19 protein-coding genes are annotated in these 21,309 nt (G+C 42.6%); 8 read left to right on the plus strand and 11 right to left on the minus strand.

Going from position 1 to position 21,309, the window contains the following annotated elements; all coding sequences use genetic code 11:
- Window positions 1-232 precede the first annotated feature (232 nt).
- The 4 genes from MUN53_RS09345 (at window position 233) to ahcY (ending at window position 5,220) form a co-directional block, all read left to right on the plus strand.
- On the plus strand, window positions 233-574 hold the full coding sequence (locus tag MUN53_RS09345; protein WP_243325047.1) for a CidA/LrgA family protein: 342 nt from the start codon (window positions 233-235) through the stop codon (window positions 572-574).
- A 6-nt stretch (window positions 575-580) separates the two neighbouring features.
- On the plus strand, window positions 581-1,282 hold the full coding sequence (locus MUN53_RS09350) for an LrgB family protein (protein WP_243325049.1): 702 nt from the start codon (window positions 581-583) through the stop codon (window positions 1,280-1,282).
- A 161-nt stretch (window positions 1,283-1,443) separates the two neighbouring features.
- Window positions 1,444-3,738 carry a beta-galactosidase gene (locus MUN53_RS09355; protein WP_243325129.1) on the plus strand — a complete coding sequence of 765 codons (2,295 nt, stop codon included), beginning with the start codon at window positions 1,444-1,446 and terminating at the stop codon, window positions 3,736-3,738.
- A gap of 63 nt (window positions 3,739-3,801) precedes the next feature.
- Window positions 3,802-5,220, plus strand: a complete 1,419-nt coding sequence (gene ahcY / locus MUN53_RS09360) for an adenosylhomocysteinase (protein ID WP_243325051.1) — start codon at window positions 3,802-3,804, stop codon at window positions 5,218-5,220.
- A 114-nt stretch (window positions 5,221-5,334) separates the two neighbouring features.
- Here ahcY and MUN53_RS09365 read toward each other — a convergent pair whose 3' ends face one another.
- The 11 genes from MUN53_RS09365 to MUN53_RS09415 form a co-directional block, all read right to left on the minus strand.
- A complete protein-coding gene (locus MUN53_RS09365; protein ID WP_243325052.1) occupies window positions 5,335-7,851 on the minus strand; it encodes a YfhO family protein in 2,517 nt (838 codons plus the stop codon).
- Window positions 7,852-7,952: 101 nt separating this feature from the next.
- Window positions 7,953-8,714: a glycosyltransferase family 2 protein gene (locus MUN53_RS09370; protein WP_243325055.1), complete on the minus strand. Its 762-nt coding sequence runs from the start codon at window positions 8,712-8,714 to the stop codon at window positions 7,953-7,955.
- Between the two features lie 3 nt (window positions 8,715-8,717).
- The gene (locus MUN53_RS09375) at window positions 8,718-9,038 is read right to left on the minus strand and encodes a type II toxin-antitoxin system RelE/ParE family toxin (RefSeq protein WP_243325057.1); all 321 of its coding nucleotides are present in this window, start codon (window positions 9,036-9,038) and stop codon (window positions 8,718-8,720) included.
- Window positions 9,029-9,304, minus strand: a complete 276-nt coding sequence (locus tag MUN53_RS09380) for a hypothetical protein (protein WP_243325059.1) — start codon at window positions 9,302-9,304, stop codon at window positions 9,029-9,031. Before MUN53_RS09380 ends, MUN53_RS09375 begins: the two co-directional genes overlap by 10 nt.
- Window positions 9,305-9,322: 18 nt before the next feature.
- The gene (locus MUN53_RS09385) at window positions 9,323-10,582 is read right to left on the minus strand and encodes a glycosyltransferase family 4 protein (RefSeq protein WP_243325061.1); all 1,260 of its coding nucleotides are present in this window, start codon (window positions 10,580-10,582) and stop codon (window positions 9,323-9,325) included.
- A gap of 7 nt (window positions 10,583-10,589) precedes the next feature.
- Window positions 10,590-11,654, minus strand: a complete 1,065-nt coding sequence (locus MUN53_RS09390) for a glycosyltransferase family 4 protein (RefSeq protein WP_243325063.1) — start codon at window positions 11,652-11,654, stop codon at window positions 10,590-10,592.
- 50 nt (window positions 11,655-11,704) lie between these two features.
- On the minus strand, window positions 11,705-12,175 hold the full coding sequence (locus MUN53_RS09395; RefSeq protein WP_243325065.1) for a helix-turn-helix domain-containing protein: 471 nt from the start codon (window positions 12,173-12,175) through the stop codon (window positions 11,705-11,707).
- 309 nt (window positions 12,176-12,484) lie between these two features.
- Window positions 12,485-13,501 (minus strand): hemolysin activation protein, encoded by a 1,017-nt coding sequence (locus MUN53_RS09400; RefSeq protein WP_243325066.1) that lies wholly within the window; start codon window positions 13,499-13,501, stop codon window positions 12,485-12,487.
- 11 nt (window positions 13,502-13,512) lie between these two features.
- Window positions 13,513-14,322 carry a LicD family protein gene (locus tag MUN53_RS09405; RefSeq protein ID WP_243325067.1) on the minus strand — a complete coding sequence of 270 codons (810 nt, stop codon included), beginning with the start codon at window positions 14,320-14,322 and terminating at the stop codon, window positions 13,513-13,515.
- A 24-nt stretch (window positions 14,323-14,346) separates the two neighbouring features.
- Complete coding sequence (locus MUN53_RS09410; protein ID WP_243325070.1) at window positions 14,347-15,789, minus strand: lipopolysaccharide biosynthesis protein; 1,443 nt, start codon at window positions 15,787-15,789, stop codon at window positions 14,347-14,349.
- A 20-nt stretch (window positions 15,790-15,809) separates the two neighbouring features.
- Window positions 15,810-17,123, minus strand: a complete 1,314-nt coding sequence (locus MUN53_RS09415; RefSeq protein WP_243325072.1) for a UDP-glucose dehydrogenase family protein — start codon at window positions 17,121-17,123, stop codon at window positions 15,810-15,812.
- 227 nt (window positions 17,124-17,350) lie between these two features.
- Between MUN53_RS09415 and dapB the strand changes: the two genes are divergently transcribed.
- The 4 genes from dapB to MUN53_RS09435 are packed head-to-tail and all read left to right on the plus strand — an operon-like array spanning window position 17,351 to window position 21,057.
- Window positions 17,351-18,067, plus strand: coding sequence for a 4-hydroxy-tetrahydrodipicolinate reductase (gene dapB / locus MUN53_RS09420; protein WP_243325074.1), 717 nt, complete (start codon window positions 17,351-17,353; stop codon window positions 18,065-18,067).
- A 29-nt stretch (window positions 18,068-18,096) separates the two neighbouring features.
- Window positions 18,097-19,503: a signal peptidase I gene (gene lepB / locus MUN53_RS09425; protein ID WP_243325075.1), complete on the plus strand. Its 1,407-nt coding sequence runs from the start codon at window positions 18,097-18,099 to the stop codon at window positions 19,501-19,503.
- Window positions 19,504-19,525: 22 nt separating this feature from the next.
- Window positions 19,526-20,389, plus strand: a complete 864-nt coding sequence (gene lepB / locus MUN53_RS09430) for a signal peptidase I (RefSeq protein WP_243325077.1) — start codon at window positions 19,526-19,528, stop codon at window positions 20,387-20,389.
- 38 nt (window positions 20,390-20,427) lie between these two features.
- The gene (locus tag MUN53_RS09435; RefSeq protein ID WP_243325079.1) at window positions 20,428-21,057 is read left to right on the plus strand and encodes a WbqC family protein; all 630 of its coding nucleotides are present in this window, start codon (window positions 20,428-20,430) and stop codon (window positions 21,055-21,057) included.
- Window positions 21,058-21,309: the final 252 nt, after the last annotated feature.

Consider the following 21,309-nt stretch of genomic DNA (forward strand, 5'->3'; position numbering starts at 1 on the left):
AACGGACAATTTGAACTCAATACTGAATTTGCGATGACTGATTCCTTTCTTTCCCATTGCTTTCTCTTTTTTTGTTAAATGGGTGTAAAGTAAATCTGTAGCATGACAGATTTCAATGTTAAATATTCTGTTAATAAAACATGTTGTAGAACATATTTACTAGAAAACATCGTACCTTTGCAGCGGTTATCAAAATGTGTGTAAATAGGCGTTTAGTTTAGGCAAAAAGATTATGTTATTGCAAGTATTTTACATTTTGTTCTTCTACTTTGTAGGAGAGTGTATCAGTCAGTGCATCCACGGTTTTATTCCGGGCAGCGTAATCGGGATGGTTCTGTTATTTTTAGCCCTGGCATTTAAAGTTGTAAAGCCTTGTCATGTCAATAAGATATCTAAGTTACTGACAGACAATATGGGTTTGTTCTTCCTGCCCGCCGGTGTGGGCTTGATGACTTCTATCGGTGTGATTTCGCATTATTGGGCGGTTATCCTGATCTCGTGTGTGATCAGTACGATACTGGTCATTGCCTCGGTTGCCCTTGTGCAGCAGAATTTCGAAAAACGAAAAAAGTAAGCCGGTATGCATTCGTTGGTTCATTCTGAGATATTCGATTTAGCGTTGGTGGTCGGTACATACATCGCCGCCACCATCTTGTATAAGAAAACGCATCTGAGTATACTTCATCCGTTACTCACGTCGATTTTCGTGATCATCGTCATTCTCGAGTTTCTGGATATTGAATATGCTTCGTTCCAGCAAGGCAGTCATCTGATCCATTTTATGCTGGGCCCTTCGGTCGTTGCCCTGGGTTACGTCTTGTTCGAACAGATGAAATACCTGAAGGGGAACGTCGTATCAATCCTGACTTCGGTCTTTGTCGGAGCGATTGTCGGAATTATCAGCGTGATTGTCATCGGAAAACTGATGGGTGCCGACCAGTCGCTGATTGCTACCCTGCAACCCAAGTCGGTCACGACACCGATCGCCATGGGTATTTCTGAGAAGAACGGTGGTATTCCCTCGCTGACAGCCGTCATTGTCGTAGCCGTTGGAATCTTTGGAAGCATTGTCGGTCCGGCCGTTATGAAAGTATTAGGTATCGAAAGCCGCATAGCCAAAGGACTGGCCCTGGGCGCTTCGTCACACGGAGTCGGTACGGCAGCAGCCATCCAGCTGGGAGCCGTAGAAGGCGCATTAAGCGGACTGGCCATCGGTCTGATGGGTATCATGACCGCCATTCTGGTACCGGTCATTTCGTATCTGCTTTCGTTGTTCGCATAATTTAAAAACCCTATATATTCAATCGCCATCATACGGGAATTAACGTGTGGTGGCGATTTTACTTTTTTGTTGTACCTTTGTTCCCTGTAAATCTATGTATTATTAATTCTTACCTTATGAAACACGTAAACTTGATTTTGACCTTCTGGCTGACAGTCTGCATGCTGCTAACAGGCTGTTCAATCTCAAAGGACGGAGAGAAACACAACTTTTCAATCGGGAAAGGCACTTTCCTGCTCGACGGAAAGCCTTTTGTCATCAAAGCGGCAGAAATACACTATACCCGAATCCCTGCCGATTATTGGGAACATCGTATCCAAATGTGCAAGGCTCTTGGCATGAACACCATCTGTATTTATGCCTTCTGGAATATCCACGAACAGAAACCCGGAGAATTCAATTTTGAAGGACAGAATGATATTGCCCGTTTTTGCCGGTTGGCCCAAAAACACGGCATGTACATCATGCTACGCCCCGGACCTTATGTCTGCTCGGAATGGGAAATGGGCGGATTACCCTGGTGGTTGCTCAAGAAAAAAGATATCAAACTCCGTACCAACGATCCTTACTTCTTGGAACGGACCCAATTATTCATGCATGAAATTGGTAAGCAATTGGCGGATCTGCAAGTATCACGAGGGGGAAACATCATCATGGTACAAGTAGAAAATGAATACGGAGCCTATGCAACCGACAAAGCCTATATTGCCAACATCCGCGATATCGTTAAAAAGGCTGGCTTTACCGACGTTCCTTTGTTCCAATGCGACTGGAGTTCGACCTTCCAGCTGAATGGCCTGGATGATCTGGTCTGGACCATCAACTTCGGAACAGGAGCCAATATCGACGAACAATTCAAGAAGCTGAAAGAAGCCCGTCCGGATGCCCCGCTGATGTGCAGCGAGTTCTGGAGTGGCTGGTTTGACCACTGGGGACGTAAGCACGAAACGCGCGACGCGACCGTAATGGTTAACGGGATAAAGGATATGTTAGACCGACATATCTCCTTCTCCCTCTACATGGCTCATGGAGGAACGACCTTCGGACATTGGGGAGGAGCGAACAGTCCGGCCTATTCAGCCATGTGCAGTTCCTACGATTACGATGCGCCTATCAGTGAGGCTGGCTGGGCAACACCCAAATATCACAAACTACGCAATCTGTTATTGCAATATGCCGATTCAGGACAAGTCATTCCGGAAGTACCCGAAGCTTATCCGGTCATAGAAATTCCGGAATTTGGAGTCAACGAAGTTACTCCGTTATTCGATAACCTCCCCAAATTCCAAGAATCAGAGAACATCCAGCCGATGGAACAGTTTGACCAGGGCTGGGGAACGATCCTGTACCGGACTCAGCTGCCGGCAGTAGCCGAAGGAACAACCCTGCTGATTGACGAAGTACACGACTGGGCACAAGTATTCGCAGACGGAAAACTGATCGGCCGGTTAGACAGACGAAGAGGAGAAAATACCCTCTTGCTCCCTGCCCTTGCTCAAGGTACACAATTGGATATTCTGGTCGAAGCCATGGGACGTGTCAATTTCGATGTGGCCATCCACGACCGGAAAGGAATCACCAACAAGGTTGAGTTGGTTAACGAAAGCGGATCGCAGGAACTGAAAAACTGGAAAGTTTATAGCTTCCCCGTAGATTATGCATTTGTACAAGACAAATCGTATGCGAAAGGAAACAAATACGACGGTCCGGCTTATTATCGGGCAACCTTTGATCTGAAACAGACAGGAGATGTATTCCTCGACATGCAGACATGGGGAAAAGGTATGGTTTGGGTAAATGGAAAGTCGATCGGTCGCTTTTGGGAAATCGGTCCTCAGCAAACCTTATTCATGCCGGGTTGCTGGCTCAAAAAAGGGAAAAACGAAATCATCATTCTGGACCTGTTAGGTCCGAAACAAAACACAGTCAGAGGATTAAAGCAACCTATACTGGATATGTTACGAGCAGAAGCGCCCATGACTCACCGGAAAGAAGGAGAAAATCTGAATCTCCAGCAGGAAAGACCTGTCGCTACGGGTTCGCTGACTCCCGGAAACGGCTGGCAGGAAGTCCGTTTCAACCAACCTGTCAAAGGTCGCTATTTCTGTCTGGAAGCATTGAACGCCCAAAATGGTCAGGACGAAGCCGCAATCGCCGAATTCTACCTGTTGGATGAGAACGGGAAACCGCTGCCGCGACAAGACTGGAACATAGCCTATGCCAGCAGCGAAAGTACGCAGTACGGCAACTTCACGGCAGACAAGATCTACGACCTGCAGGAATCGACCTATTGGAAAACCCGTCAGGGAGACAAGTTCCCGCATCAGTTTGTCATAGATCTGAAAGAAGAACAACAGATTTCAGGATTCCGGTATTTGCCCCGTGCAGAAGAAGGTTTCCCGGGTATGATCAAAGACTATAAAGCCTATGTGAAGGAAAAAGCCTTCAGCTATTAAATAAGATTTTTAGTAGTCTTATTTTTATCGTACCTTTGCGAAAAATATTTATACGTATCAATTATGTCACAATTATTTCCTACAGATCTGCCTTACAAGGTAGCAGATATGAGCCTGGCGGAATTCGGACGGAAGGAAATCGAGATTTCCGAACACGAAATGCCCGGTCTGATGGCTCTCCGTAAAAAATATGGTGATTCGAAGCCATTGAAAGGAGCACGGATCACAGGTTCTTTACACATGACAATCCAGACAGCCGTTCTGATTGAGACACTGGTAGCCTTGGGTGCCGATGTCCGTTGGGCCAGCTGTAACATCTTCTCGACTCAGGATCATGCCGCTGCCGCTATCGCTGCCGACGGTGTACCGGTTTTTGCCTGGAAAGGTGAATCATTGGAAGAATACTGGTGGTGTACGGAAATGGCATTGCGTTTCCCCGGCGGTAAAGGTCCGCATCTGATTGTAGACGACGGCGGTGATGCTTCTCTGTTGGTACACATGGGTTATCGTGCAGAAAACGACCCGACGACCATCCAGCGTGAGGGAAGTAATCACGAAGAACAATGCATTCTGGATACATTGAACCGTATCCTGGCAGAAGATCCACAGCGCTGGCATCGTACCGTAGCTGAAATGAAAGGAGTATCGGAAGAAACGACAACAGGTGTTCACCGGTTGTATCAGATGATGGAACGGGGCGAACTGTTGGTTCCAGCCATCAACGTAAACGATTCGGTAACGAAGTCTAAATTCGATAACCTGTACGGTTGTCGGGAATCGTTGGCCGACGGTATCAAACGGGCTACCGATGTAATGATTGCCGGGAAAGTAGTAGTAGTAGCCGGTTACGGTGATGTAGGAAAAGGCTGTTCACACTCCATGCGTTCATACGGAGCCCGCGTACTGGTAACGGAAATCGACCCGATCTGTGCCCTGCAGGCAGCTATGGAAGGTTTTGAAGTCACTACGATGGAAGAAGCCGTGAAAGAAGGAAACATCTTTGTGACAACCACCGGTAACTGCGACATCATCACCATCGAGCACATGCAGCAGATGAAAGACCAGGCGATTGTCTGCAACATCGGTCACTTCGACAACGAAATACAGGTAGATAAGCTGGTGAATTTCCCCGGCATCAAACGCCTCAACATCAAGCCGCAGGTTGACAAATATACATTCCCCGACGGACATTCCATCTTCCTGCTGGCAGAAGGCCGTCTGGTTAACTTGGGATGTGCTACCGGACATGCTTCTTTCGTGATGAGTAATTCATTCACCAACCAGGTACTGGCTCAGATGGATCTCTGGCAGAAGCCTTACGAAATCGGCGTATATCGCTTGCCGAAATACCTGGATGAAGAAGTAGCCCGCCTGCATCTGGAACGTATCGGCGTGAAACTGTCTAAACTGACCCAGAAACAAGCCGATTACATCGGTGTACCGGTTGAAGGACCGTACAAGGCAGATCATTATCGGTATTAAATCTGACTTTTCAGACTAATACTGCAATATTAACTATACAAAAACAGACGAGCTCACAAAGCCAGGAAAATTCCAACGCTTTGTGAGCTCGACTTTTTTACAAGTACCCCAAATTTATTCTTCCTTCGTCTTCTTATAAGAAGTATATACCGAATAACCCACAGCGACAATCAGCAATACTAAAATCAGGAAGCTGCTGTAGGCTTCTACATTGGCTGCGATTATATAGCCTTCGGGTTTGAATTCGAATACGATTTCATGCTCTCCGGCAGGTACACGCATAGCACGTAAGATCCAATCGGCACGTAAATGCTCAACCGGTTTTCCGTCGACCGTAGCCTTCCATCCCGGCTGGTAATAGATTTCTGAGAAGACAGCCAACTGATCAGTAGCGGCTTTCGACTGATAAACCAGCTTATTCGGCCGGTAGGATTGTAACTGAATGGTTGCTGTCGAATCGGCTTGCGGCGTAAATCCATCCACCTGAGCGGCGAAACGCTGATCTACCACAGCCGTCTGCTTCGGATCAATCTCATCCAAAGCAGCCATTTCCTCATCCGCATTGGCTACGACTTTGATATCCTTTACAAACCAGGCGTTTCCATCTGCCGAAGGATTCACCAAAGGTGGTTGTCCCGGATTGTAAACGACATAGCGCGTATTCAGCATATTCAAAGTCGGACAAGCCTGGAAAACAGTCCAGAAGTCAGACGCACTTTTGGCTGTCTGGAACGAAGCGATGATGGAGTTGATTTCCTTCTGTAAACGATAGTCGATCAATTCCTGGTATCTTCTCAACTTGGCAGCATGATATCCACCAATCGAATGATGGTAATACGAGGTATTGGTCTCGAGGAAAGTATTGTTCAGATTCAATACCCGGAAATTATCTTTATCTTTCAAGATTTCCTGATCGGATACCGATTCCTGATAAGTAGCCTGAATATCTTTCTTCGGGAAGAAATTCTTGTCATTCAAATACCGCTTGTCCACCGTCCATAAATCTACAAAGATCAAGACGGTCATACCGATACCCACCCACGTAGCAACTGTTTTCTTGTTCTTGGCCACCATAAACCAGGCTACCAGAGCGGCACTCAGCAGAACAAACAGCAAAGAACGCAACGCATCATCAGAAGCCAACGTCGCACGGTCCATCAAGAGGGCATTGTAGAATTGTTCTGGTAATTGATACTGGGCATCGTAAGCCGAACGGAAATCAAGCAACAACGACGGCATCAACCAGACAATTAGAGAAAGACCGCCGGTAATAACCAGGGCTCCGATCAGTCCTTTCTTCACCTGTTCATAAGCGACCTTTTCCTGCAGAATTTCTTTCAGTCCCCAAATTCCGATAATTGGAGCAACCAATCCCGGAATAACCAAGGCCATTTCCACCGTACGGAACTTATTATACATAGGCAGATAATGGAACATGAAGTCGTTAAACCAGTCCAGATTCCGTCCGAGAGCCAATAACGTCATAAAGGCTCCTCCGGCAAACAACCACCATTTCATCGGATTCCGAATCACAAACATACCCAGGACAAAGAGGAAGCAGACCACGGCTCCGAAGTAAACCGGACCCGAAGTAAAACTTTTGTCTCCCCAATACGTAGGTGCCTGTATCTCTTTTCCGACCTTCATGCCTCCGGCTTTCGCCATCTTGTAAAATTCAGAATCCTGTCCTAACATACCACCTGAACCACCACCGTAGGCATTCGGAATCAGGGTTGTCAGCAATTCCATCTTACCATAGCTCCAGGCAAACGCATAATCCTTATCCAATCCGGTAGATTTCTTCTCGACTGTTCCATCTGCATTAGGCTTAGGAGTCAGTTCTGAAGCTCCACGAATAGACTGTTGTCCGAGTTCCCAGTTACTATACAAACCCTTTGCACCCGGAAGTACTGCCAATATCGCACATACTACCATAATTCCGGTTACCTTTCCTAACTCAGTCCAGTCTTTTTCCTTGATTTTCCAAACCAGATATCCGATGTAGATAAACAGACAGAGGATAAATAAATAATACGTAATCTGAATATGGTTGTTACTGATTGATAAGGCAACACCCAAGAGGAAGAGAATCGCTCCCCACAAATGTTTCCGTTTGAAGAGAAGCGCCATACCAGCCAACGTTACCGGCATGTAACCAATTACATACCCCTTAACGATATGTCCGGCTTCAATAATAATCAGATTATAGGAAGCCAAAGCAAAGGCAAACGCACCTGCCAAAGCCAACCACCAACTGGCGCCCATCACACACATCAGCAGATAGAAACAAACCAGTCCCACAAAAACCATGGAGGCATCTTCATAGCTCAAGGATTTAAAAAGTTTATCGACAAATCTGTATTGAGGCAGATCGGGAGCCGGATTTCCATACGTAGCCACATAAGGCATACCACCGAACATGGCATCCGACCAGGCACTGAATTCTCCCGGCTGTGCTGTTTCTTCATATTGTTTCATCTGGCTCGCTCCCATACCTGTAGCCTTGATATTATCTCCTTGCCGAAGTACTTTCCCATCGATTACCGACGGAGAAAAATAAACCACCGTAGCCACCAGCAAGATCAGAATAGCCACGATGTGCTTAACCCAATTTTTTAATAGTTTCTGCATATCGTCATTCGTTATTAATTCCTATTTCAAAACCCGAGAGTTTCGTTTTCGATTCCAACGAGGATTCTTTTCAATTCTCATTAATTCAGAACATCAAACTTCTATACCCTTCCTTTGAACAGCTTGGCCGTATAAAAACGGACAGCAAACCATCCATGTAAAACCGTGGTGGCAAATTTACCATAATATTTGCACATGATGGCATAACGTTCCTTCAAAGAAGCTTTTCTTTGTTGCGTACTCATCCCGGCTTCCAAAAAGTTAGAGAGAATTTGATTCGTATTACATACATACTTCGCCTCCTTCAAACAACGGATACACCAGTCGTAATCTGCACTCAACCGATAATTCAAATCATACAAAGGAGCAATTTCCCGCCGGACAATAAAAGACTGGTGGCAAACCAGCATTCCCATACGAAAACTCTTCCACGAAAGCTTTTTGGGTGGACGCAGGCGACGCATACCCAACATCTTCCCTTGCGCATCAACAATAGCCGTCTCTCCGTAGATAACATCCGGCAAATGTTTCCGCTTCTCTATTTTCTGAACAATCCGCTGTATGATATCAGCATGGGGCAGCGTATCGCCGGCATTGATAAACCAGACATAATCGCCGGTAGCATGCTGCAGCCCCTTATTCATGGCATCATACAAACCCTTGTCTGGTTCACTGAGCCAAAAAGAAACACCGGGAGCATATTGACGGATTATATCCACAGTTCCGTCGGTCGAAGCCCCGTCTATAATCACATATTCAATATTTCCATACGACTGGCTCAAGATACTCAAGATGGTTCGTTCCAGCCATTGCGCCGCATTATAAGTGATTGTTATAATCGTGAATTTGACAGACTGATTCATGAATTAATGAAATGAACTTAAAATTTTATACAACATGGATGGATTCTGACGATTATCCCAAACAACAACGATTTGTATTGTATTCTGAGTTATAAAATAAAAAATCCTATTATGCGTATTAACCGTTAAAACCCTGACAGTTTCTCCTGCAATCAAATTATCTGAATAGGGATAACCTAAATGAGGAAAAACATTTAATCTTTCTATTTCCTGTTGTATTTGCTTAAAGACCTTTTGAGCGACCTTTTCTCCCCAAATCATTTCAATATTGGCAAGAATAAACTCCAAGCTTTTGAGAGCTAATTCACTCCAAACTACTTCCATCCTAAACGGTCTCTTATAATATCAAAAGTTTCTTCAGTTGTATAGTTATTTCCTGCGTGAAGACACTCTTTATGATATTCTACACATTTTTCAACAAGTTCTTCCGGTAATTCGTAGGAAGATGCTTCATGTGTAAGAACATTTAAATAATCATATATTTGCCCTAACGTCACTCTATTATCCATCTGTAAGATCATTTGCATAAGGCTAAGCTTAAGCGTTTCAGTGGAAACATTCTCCTTATTCATAATCAAATTCTTTTCCATAAATTATATGAATCCTAGTTATTTGCTTTTCTCCATCAGCTTCTGATACAAAGCTATATATTTTCCGGCAATAACCTCTTCCGAATAATGAGTTTTTACTTTCTCCACACAGGCCTCAGCCAACTGTTGCGGATAAGGATGATCCAAAACCCACGTAATCCCTTGTGCCAAATCTTCCGCATCTTGATAACGGGCCACATACCCGTTCTTCAGATGATCAATCATCTCCGGTATTCCTCCTGTCTGAAACCCGACGCAAGGTGTTCCACAAGCCATTGCCTCCATGATGGTGTTGGGGAGATTATCTTCTAACGAAGAAATGACAAAGACATCCGATAAAGAATAAATTTCTGCGATTTGTTCCAAAGAAGAAACATATCCCAACTGATGAGAAGGAACAGGCAACTGACATTGTATTTCATCAGCTTTATTACCCATCAGTAATACTTCAATGCCAGCATGTTGTTCAGCCAATAAATGACATGCTTCTATTAAATAAGTCAGTCCTTTTCGACTATCAGAGACTTTAGCAGCTGCGAATAAAACCAATTTCTTTTGAATAGGCAAATTGTATTTACCTCTAACAAACTGTTTATTGTGAGGTTTAAACAAGGTAGTATTTATTGGATTAGGAATTGAATAAAAAGAGGCATTTCTAAGCAATCGGCTTTGTTTACACTTTTCCGTAATCCAATGGCTGCAACCTACAAAGGCAATCTTTTCTAAACCTATTGTACTCTTATGCTGATATACAGTTCGCACCAAATTCCAGAAAAAGGGATGCTGCATCATAGGACATTGCGTACATTCCGATCTATATTGATCACACAAACCTGCATAATGACAGACTCCTGTTGCCGGCCACATATCATGTAAAGTCCAAACTACAGGTTTTCCTGAATCAATCAGCCGTTTAATATCAGAGAGAGATAACATTCCCTGGTTAATCCAATGAATATGGATAACATCCGCCTCCCTTACTAATGCATAATGACGTATATCAGTCCCGGTATTCGCAATAGATACCTGAAACAGATTTTCTTTAGATAAATGATTACAAAGGAATATAACCAATCGTTCCCAGACAAAACGAATTTGGTTTATCAACTTTTTTGCTGCAGAAGTATTTATAGAAACAACGCTTGTATCTTGTGTCACCTTATCCCGAACCAACATACTTACACTAACCCCTTTCTTCTGCAATGCCTTCAGCAGACGATTGGCAGCTACAGCAGCACCACCCGTTCGGTCAGATGTATTTATAAGAAGAATGCGCATGTTTGTGTTATTTATTAGAATTCAGTAAACTTATTGCTACCTCTTTACTAAATACTTCCAAATTAAAAGATTTCTCTGCTAACCTCCTTGCATTTTCTCCCATTTTTTTTGCTATAACAGGATTTTCCATTAGGAAATTTATGGCATTTTTCCAACCCTGAACATCCCCATAAGCAATAGTTATTCCTATTTGTTCCTTATCTATATCCATCTCATAATACGGATTTTTAGAACATATTACAGGTATACCTAAAGCCAATGCCTCTACTAACGTAGTCAAACCTACTGTATAGGAATATTCTAAACAGGGGATAACTACAAATTGTTTCGTTGCGACAATTTGAGCCAAAATATAAGGAATAACACCATTTGTATAATGAATTTTGATTCTATCACAAGGGCTATATTTATCTAATTTCTCTTTATAATTGATTGCACCACATGTTTTAGATATATAAATTTCCAAAGAGGCCTTTGTCTCAATAAAAGCTTTTATCAACGTATCAACATCTCTATTTTCTTTTCCTGTTGAAATAAATCCCATATGATTTTCTTTTGAGGCAGCAGACATAATGTTATCATAAAATGCCAAATCAGGTCCCCAATGAACTAATTCCAGTTTTTCTGATGGTACTTTATTTAACTGAATAGACTCATCTATATGTTTTTGGCTGAAAAAAAACATATGATCTATTCCTTTATAAAAAACACAAGATAAAAACTCTCTTATTTTGTTTCTTGAACGCCGAAGAGCTGTATGATGCCAAACAACAATAGGTCTTTTGTATAATCCCAGGGCATGAAGAAATATAATTATTTCTAAACCTCTAAAAGAAGTACCATACAATACATCATATTTTTTTCTACATGCAAAAATTTCATATGTAACGTATAACATCAATTTCCATCGATTTTCTATATAGCGATGACGGTGTAAGATTGCATCTATCCCATATTTTTCTAACAAAGGCAAACCATATAGTAAATGTCCTGGGAAACGTAACTGTTTCCACTCTTCCAAACTTTGTTTAGATTCTCTTGTATGATAAAAATAGATCCTCATGATATGCATAATTTAGTTTAGATTGATTCTGATTTTTTACAACCTATATCTTTATGATATTACCACTCATACCAAAACCGGAAATCCCTATGCCGATGGCTGCGGCGATAGGCCGCAGGCGAACACCCGATCTCCTTCGTGAATACATGAGACAACGACGACTGGCTGGAGAAATCGCAACACGCGGCGATCTGCGACAAACTCAGGTCCGTACACGCCAAGTACTCCTGCACCAGATACAGGCGGAAGATGTTCAGGAAATCCTGCATCGGCATCCCCGTCAGGATTTGCATCGCTCCGGCCAGTTTCACCGGATCGACCCCCAAGATGCGGGCGATCTGGTTGATTTGGAAAACACGCCTGAAAAAGAGGATCTGCACGACGGCATCCATAATCATAGAGCCTGACGGACGGATGGCGTGAGGCACTTCTTCCATAATCTCGCTCCCGTCTTCCCGCCGCACACGCCTGCGCTTGAGCGGAGAGATATACACCTCGTCGATCGTTATTTTCCGTAAGATTTCTTCCATGTCTCGCTGATTTTCTGACAAAGATAAGTTTTATTCTTGAATATAACATGCAAAAACTTCACAATATTGACTGATTATTTGATGAATTTAGTCAAAATAATCAAGAAAATGGCGTACAATTTGATCAAATTGATCAACGCGATCATAATACAGATATTTTATTTGATGAAATTAATCACGATGATCATAAAATACATATTCTATTTGATTAAATTGTACAACGCGATCATAAATAGATCTATAATTTGAACAGATTATCTAACATCATCAAGAAGAAGAAGCTCTGACTTTGGAAAAACAAGCGAAAAATCAATTATATTTCTCCCTTCCTAACCATTTATCAATCCTGTTACGAATTGACTTAAAAATAAACCGGAAGTTCCCATGACACAGATTCAAATAAAGCTCTTCAAACGAACGTCCTATCTTGATCCAAGGATGCCCCCAGGCCATAATCCGGAACATACGATCTTTATATTCAACATTTTCGATCATATAACGAGGATGCCTCAACGGAAATTCTAATTCATGGCGTTGCATGGTGAAAATACGGCGGATTGCTTTAGGTAAAACGTCATTCGAATTTCCAAAATGCGTTGAACCTTCTGTAGCACCCAAATTATTAATCATATTTTTGGCAGGAACAATACTCAATCCGGAATTAAAGAAAATAGCCGCATGGAAAATCGTTTCATAATAAGCCTTTCCTGTCGAACGATGATAACGACAAAAATCGATAAATCTATCCTGATATTTACGTTCTTTTATATAAGCATCCAATTGATGTAAGTTGAACGGATCATCCAAAAATGTATAATGTTCATCCCACTGATCCAACACTCGCTTCCAGCTAGCCCAACCAGAAATAGAGAACGTTGTTGCAAAGAAGTAATCATAGGGCATATTCTCAGTGACTTCATCATAATTAACACCTGTAATCATACTGATACGCGTATCGTTTTCATACTTGTCCAACAGCTCTTTACAAAATGGGAAAAATGACAAAGAGGGAATATCATCATCTTCCAGAACAATACATTTATCAACATGAGAAAAGGCCCATTTTTGGGACATATATTCCGAGGGATCACAACCGTAATTCTTTTCCTGATAAAGTTGTTGAACTTCACATTCCCAGTCTATATCCTTCACAACTTCCCGGCAAGCTAAAATACCAGGCATATCTTTCTCGTTTCTTGGTCCGTCCTGATATAAAAACAACTTTGACGGACGCGCTTTTTTCACCTGACTGAATACGGCCTTCAACGGCTCTGGCCGGTTGAAGAACAAAATCAGTACGGCAACATCTACTAATGCAGGTTTCATTGTATATCCTTCTATTTATAGATTTCTAATTTAGAATAATGTGGATGAATAGCATCCAAGTCTGGTAATTTCATATAATCACCATAAATTTTTCGTAACAAAGCATCCGTATTATGTGGAACAGGAAACTTTTTCCCTTCAAATTCCATTTCCGACAAAGGAAATATATCTTCCAAGTAACGTGGTTTAAAATAAGCCGTTCCAAAAGAATGCCGTAATTTCTTTCCTGGGATAAATTTTGCCAAGAATCTTAAAATAGGGAAACCGATCTTTGAATTAAATCGATATATCAACCGAATCCTACGCAACATCGTTTCCTGTTTAAGAGATTGGTTATTCAACTGATTATATATTTGACCTTGCATATGTCCGGCAATCCAGGCTAACGAAAAAGGAATCCTTTCCAGAGAAAAGATATCAATATAAACCCCCTGATACTTCCAAATGCGATCATAGGCATTGGTTTCTTCCAAATAGGAATTCATATCACGTACCTTAGCATAATTAGAAATATAATTCGGATCAGTTTCGTGAGTTTGCAAAACAAACTTATCAGGAAGTTCTTCCGGCAACACTTTCATAAGACGGAGGTAATCCTCTCGTAGCATTTCAATATCCAAATCATCATCCCAAGGAATAAAACCCTGATGCCGTACTGCCCCAATTAATGTTCCAGAACTTAACCAATATGGAATATCATATTTCTTGCATACCAAATCAACAGCCTCCAACAGTTCCAACATTCGAAGTTGTTGGCGACGAAGAAGAGATCCATCAGGATTAAAGCGTTTTCTTAATTCGTACAATATTTTATTGTCCATATTTTTTTATTTTACTACCATCTTTCATCTCTTCCTAAATATATACCCTATACTTTCCTTAAATGTAACGGAGCCGCTAAGCCACATGATAAATACAAAGGAGACTGCAGCAATGACTATTTTTAAGGCGAACGCCCCATATAGATTCGTAGTGATAATGGCAGTCACATAGTAAGTGAAACACATCACCCCGCCTGCTATCCCCAAATAGGGGAGAACATCTTTTAGGGCTGAGGATAAAGTCAACCCGATCTCTTTCTGTACAAAATAATGCCAGACCAGCAACCAACAGATATTAATGCCGACGTAAACCGAAACCATGAAAAATATACCGTGAGAACGCAAAAGATAGATGACTATCAGTTGTAGAATTCCCAAAGTAACCGTATTGCGAAGATATATGTCGGATTTTCCGCGACTAATCAACAGGTTGGAATACAGATTGGCTATCGGGAAGAAAGCCCCCCAAATAGCTAACAACTGTAAGATCCGAGCACTGTCTATCCATTTGTCAGTAATAGCGATTGTAATTAATTCGGGAGCTACTAACGACAATCCCAACATGCAGGGAAAAGAGATGAAGGCAGTAAACCGGAGCATCTTGCGAAAGGCTCTTACTTGTCGTCCGGAATCATCAGTCATTTGAGCGAAAATGGGTTGTGCCACGCTTCCTACCATCCCGGAAATCAACGAGAAACCCATGTAATTCCATTTATTGGCCTGGTTGTATTGTCCGACTTCTTTTTCGGAATAATAGCGTCCTAAAATGATGGAGAAGATATTGTTATTGACATGATTGAATATGTTCGTAAATAACAGCTTACTGCTGAATCCCAACATCTCACGTACCGGAGCGAAGTTCCATCTCCTGGTTGGGCGCCACGGACATTTATACCAAAGATAGATATTTAAAACACTGATATAGACAATGCTCTGCGTAGCTATGCCCCAATACGAAAATCCGTTATAGGCTAGCAGGACACCAGTCGTGCCGGAAAAGATCAAGGCTAAAACAGTTGCCAAGGCCTTTTGTTTGACCATCAGGTTTCGGAAGACATAGGCTCCGGGAATTACTCCCAGACTGGCAATAAAGAAACCCAAAAAGGAATAACGTGCCAGTGGGATCAATTCGGGCTGGTTATAAAAGTCGGCGATCAGAGGGGCACAGAAGAACAGCATCCAATACAGACAGAAACTGACCGTGATTGAAAACCAGAATACGGCATTATAATCGTCGTGGGTGATTTCTTTTTTGTTGGCCAGAGCTGCAATAAAACCACTTTCTTGCAGAGAACCGGCTATCAGAGAAAAGATGGTCAGCATACCGACCATTCCATAGTCGGCCGGAGTCAATAATCGGGCCAGAAATATACCGAAAAAGAGATTCAGCAATTGCTGGGTTCCGTTATTAATGAATCCCCAAAAAAGACCTTTTGCCGTTTTCTGCTTTAATGTTTCTTCTGCCATGTATTTTCCTTAGTACCTCATTATCGTCCGATACAATGGTAATCGAACCCATATTCAGCCATTTCTGCCGGATCATAGATGTTTCGTCCGTCAATAACCAACGGATTTGCCATCAGTTTCTTGACTACCTGCCAGGACGGCATACGAAATTCCTTCCATTCGGTAATCAACAGAAGCACGTCGGCATCCATCACTGCATCATAAATATCTTTAGCGTAACGGATTGTATTACCTATCCGACGACGAGACTCGTCCATGGCTACCGGATCGTATGCCGAAACTTCACAGCCGGCTTCCAATAATTTCTGGATAACGACTAAAGAAGGAGCTTCACGCATATCATCCGTCTCCGGTTTAAAAGCCAGTCCCCAGATAGCTACTCGCTTCCCTTTCAAATCACCTTTGAAGTATTTATCTACCTTCCGGAAGAGAATAGATTTCTGTTGTTCATTGACTTCCTCAACGGCTTGCAGGATTCGCATCGGATAGCCATGATCAGCTGCCGTCTTCACCAAAGCTTTCACATCTTTCGGGAAACAGGAACCACCGTAACCACAACCGGGATACAGAAAACGGTGACCAATCCTAACATCCGTTCCGATACCTTTACGTACCATATTCACATCTGCTCCAACAATCTCGCACAGATTGGCTATATCATTCATAAAACTGATACGGGTAGCCAACATGGCATTGGCTGCATATTTAGTCATTTCGGCCGAAGGGACATCCATGAAAATAACCCGGAAATTATTGAGTAAGAACGGACGGTATAAACGGGTCATCAGTTCTTTTGAGCGTTCGGATTCCACACCTACCACAATTCGGTCCGGACTCAAAAAATCTTTCACGGCAGCTCCTTCCTTCAAAAATTCCGGATTAGAAGCCACATCAAAGGTCAGGTCAGAACCCCGTTTGTCCAGTTCTTCCTGAATAGCCTGACGAACTTTCTTAGCTGTTCCAACGGGTACAGTACTTTTCGTTACAACTGTCAGGTATTTATTCATGTAACGGCCTACCGTATGGGCTACCTCCAATACATATTTCAAGTCGGCACTTCCATCCTCATCGGGTGGAGTCCCTACAGCACTGAACACCACTTCTACCTCATTCAGGCAGGAAGCCAGATCTGTCACAAAATGTAATCGTCCGGCTTTCTGGTTACGGTTTACCATTTCTTCCAGTCCAGGCTCGTAAATAGGAAGAATACCCTGATTCAAATCAGCTATTTTCTTCTCATTTACATCCACACAAAAGACTTCCGTACCCATTTCGGCGAAACAGGTACCACTGACCAAACCTACATATCCAGTTCCGACAATTGCTATCTTCATATTCCTTTTATTTTCTGATTTTCTTCACCTTGGATAATCCCTTTCAACGAAAGTGCAGGGTACACCAAGGTTCGTCAGTCCCATGATGAGACCAACCTAACTCCTTGCAAAGATAGGAAATAATCTGACACCATCTTTTTTATTCGCATATTCCAGCTATTTTTGTATTTTTGTACCAAGATTCCAACAGATTAAATGAAGATTTGCAACATAAAAACAGTAAAAATATGAAAATAGCACTTGTCGGTTATGGAAAGATGGGGAAGACCATCGAACAAATTGCCTTGAGCAGAGGTCATGAAATTGTATCCATCATTGATATAAATAACCCGGAAGATTTCCAGTCGGATGCATTCAAAAGTGCCGATGTAGCCATCGAATTTACTACCCCTGCAACAGCGTTCAACAATTATATGAAATGTTTTGAAGCCGGTGTTCCAGTTGTTTCTGGTACAACAGGCTGGTTAGATCGCTTGGGTGAAATAAAGCAGATGTGTGAAAACGAAGGAAAAACATTCTTCTATGCTTCTAATTTCAGTATTGGCGTGAATATTTTCTTTGCTTTAAACAAATATCTGGCCAAGGTCATGAATAATTTTCCGAACTATGATGCCCGGATGACAGAGGTTCATCACATTCACAAACTGGATGCGCCCAGTGGTACTGCTATTACCTTAGCAGAAGGAATCATTGAGAATCTGGACCGGAAAGATCGTTGGACCTTGGAAACAGCCGAGAAACCGACCGATCTGCCAATTCACGCTATCCGCGAAGGAGAAGTACCGGGTATTCATGAAATCATTTATGAATCAGACGTAGATACAATCAGCATCAAACATGATGCGAAGAGCCGTGCAGGTTTCGCTTTGGGAGCTGTTGTAGCCGCTGAGTTTACAGCCGGAAAGAAAGGCTTTTTAGGAATGAATGACTTGTTCCATTTCTGAGATTTTAAAAGCATAATATCATCAGAAGTATGAAGAAAATAGAGAAAAAACAATATATCAAATTTGCCATTGCTGCCGTCCTGTACGGATTGTTTATCCTATGGATGCAAAACGGATGGCTGGCATTGGGATATATTTTGCTGGCAGATATTTATCTGACAAAATACATTCCGTGGGGTGCCTGGAAGAAGACAAACAATCCGACTCTTAAAAGTATTTATGACTGGATTGACGACATTATCTTCGCGCTAGTGGCTGTCTATTTCATCAATCTGTTCATTTTCCAGAATTATCAGATTCCCAGTTCATCCTTGGAAAAGTCTTTGTTGGTAGGTGATTATCTGTTTGTCAGCAAAGTCAGTTACGGACCTCGCGTTCCGAATACACCATTATCTTTTCCGCTGGTGCAGAACACCTTGCCGATATTTAACTGCAAATCGTATCTCGACTGGCCTTCGTGGGATTACAAACGTGTGGCTGGTTTAGGACAGATACAGCGAAACGATATTGTCGTATTTAACTTCCCGGCTGGGGATACGGTAGCTACTCTTCAACAGAATCCGGATTACTATACATTGGTTCAGATGTACGGGCGTGAAGCTGTACGCATGAACAAACAATCGTTCGGTGAGATCATTTACCGGCCGGTTGACAAACGGGAAAATTACGTAAAGCGTTGCGTAGGTCTTCCGGGTGACAGTCTAAGTATCCGTAATAATCAGGTTTATATCAACGGCAAGGCTGCTCAAAACCCGAAGAATATGCAGCTGAACTATTTCGTGGAAACGGAAACACCGCTTACCGAAACCATGTTCCGCAACTGGGGAGTCAGTCGTGACGATTATATGCCTTACGGGCAACCTTGTACGGTAACAGATCCGGAAACCCTTTCTTTCCTCGGATTCCAACCGAATGCGAATGGAGCTTATAACCTGGTTTACCGTTTCCCGATGACAGAAGCCATGGTGGCACAGGTAAAGAAGTTACCATCGGTCAAGAAGGTGATCGTCGAGCCTGAAATTATTGGAGGAACCATGTATTATCCGGTTGACTACGATAACGGATGGACACGCGATAATTACGGTCCGATTTGGATTCCAAAACGGGGAGCTACCATCGAATTGACACCGGAAAATCTGGCTCTCTATCGCCGTTGCATCAAGAACTACGAGCATAATGAACTGGAAGAAAAAGATGGTGCAGTTTATATTAACGGAGAAAAGGCTACTACGTATACCTTCCAATACGATTATTACTGGATGATGGGTGACAATCGCCATAACAGTGCCGACAGCCGTTCGTGGGGATTTGTCCCAGAAGATCATATCGTTGGAAAACCAATCATGATCTGGTTGTCACTGGATAAAGACCGCAGCCTGTTCGACGGAGGTATTCGTTGGAACCGTCTGTTCCGCTGGGTTGACAGCATGAAATAAGACAGGATCATAGAATGTCGGTATGCAACGCAAAAAGAAAAACAGGACATACTATCTGAAGTGGCTGGCAGGAGTGTTACTGCTGGCCGCTCTTGTTATGGGAATCCGTCTGTTCCTGGTTGAGTCGCTCCATCTGTCGACCGACTCCATGGAGACATCATTACATCAGGGAGATTTTGTATTGCTCGACAAAACGCCTTTCGGAAAACAACCCAAACGGAATGCGACGATGATGTTCTATAGTCCGCTGCGAAAAGACACCGTTCATCCACCTGTGTTTGTCAGCCGTTGTATTGCCTTACCGGGTGATACGATACGGGTAACTCATACAGGTTATCGTATCAACGGAAAAGAATATCCGCATTCTCCACACGCCCAGGCCTCTTATTTCATGGCCAATCACGGGAAAGAGGCATTCATCCGTCTGTTAAAGAAATTGCCAGAGCGATCAAGAGAGTGGAAAGCGGTCGATGGAGGTATTACCTGCGTCCTAACATCGTTTGAGGCCTATCAGATCAAAGAGGAACTTCCGGCTTATCTCCGGTCTTATTTTCGGATGTATTCCTCACCAGACTATCAGTTTATTGTCCCCCAAAAAGACAGGGCGTATGCGTTAGATAGCCTCTCGCTTTTGGCTTGTAGGGAAGCCATATTAAATGAAACGGAGGGAAAAGCTGTCTTCAAAGACGGGAAATTATTCCTGGATGGCAAGCAGACCAATTTCTTCTTTTTCCGACAGAATTATTATTGGTTCTTATCAGACTATAGAGATGTTGCCATCGATTCCCGCCATTTGGGAATCATTCCGGAAGACCATATTCTGGGACATATTTTCTTTTGCTGGTACAGTTCCGATAAAAATAACCGGTTTACCCGTGTCAAATAATCAGATAATCCGGTACAAACTTGATAAAATAAATAAATATGAATACAGCCTATATTTCAACGGCCTATTTAGGTCCTATCCAACTATATACTAAATTACTTGCCTATGACCAGATCTGTCTGGAAACGCAAGAGAATTACCTAAAACAGACCTATCGCAACCGATGTATCATTGCAGCAGCAAACGGGCCACAAGCACTTACGGTTCCGATTGTCAAGCCGGATACACTGAAATGCCTGACCAAAGATATCCGCATATCCGATCACGGAAACTGGCGTCATCTACATTGGAATGCCTTGATCTCAGCCTATCGGATGAGTCCTTTTTTCGAATATTACGAAGAAGATTTTGCTCCTTTCTACGAAAAGAAATATGAGTTTCTGCTTGATTTCAACGAGGCTCTGCGTGAAGTTGTCTGCCAATTGATCGACATCCAGCCCCAAATCCGTTATACAACCGACTACCAAGCAGATGTGACAGCAGACTTCAGAGAAATTATACGCCCTAAACACGAAGGAAATGATCCCTCATTCCAGCCTGTTCCCTATTACCAGGTATTCCAGGAAAAACAGGGTTTCCTTCCGAATCTCAGTATCGTAGATTTACTTTTCAACATGGGGCCGGAAAGCCTTCTTGTTCTACAAAAATCCATACAAAAAGATATTTGAACATCTAAGCCAACAAAAGAGACGAGATTCGAAAACAAAAGAAACGGGAATCAACATCAAAACCAACGAGAATTATAGGAAGAATATAAGGGGAGTCTGAAGAATGGGACTGATATAAAAAATTAAAGGCTGTCTCACGACAACCCCTAATCAACTTTGTTAACCTTAAATCTAATACTATTATGAAAAAACCACAGTGCAAAAGTAGAGATTGTCAATAGAGTTGTCAATAGTTTTGACTATAAAAAAGGT

Origin of the sequence: Parabacteroides faecalis, assembly GCF_022809355.1 — a bacterium.
GTDB lineage: Bacteria > Bacteroidota > Bacteroidia > Bacteroidales > Tannerellaceae > Parabacteroides > Parabacteroides faecalis.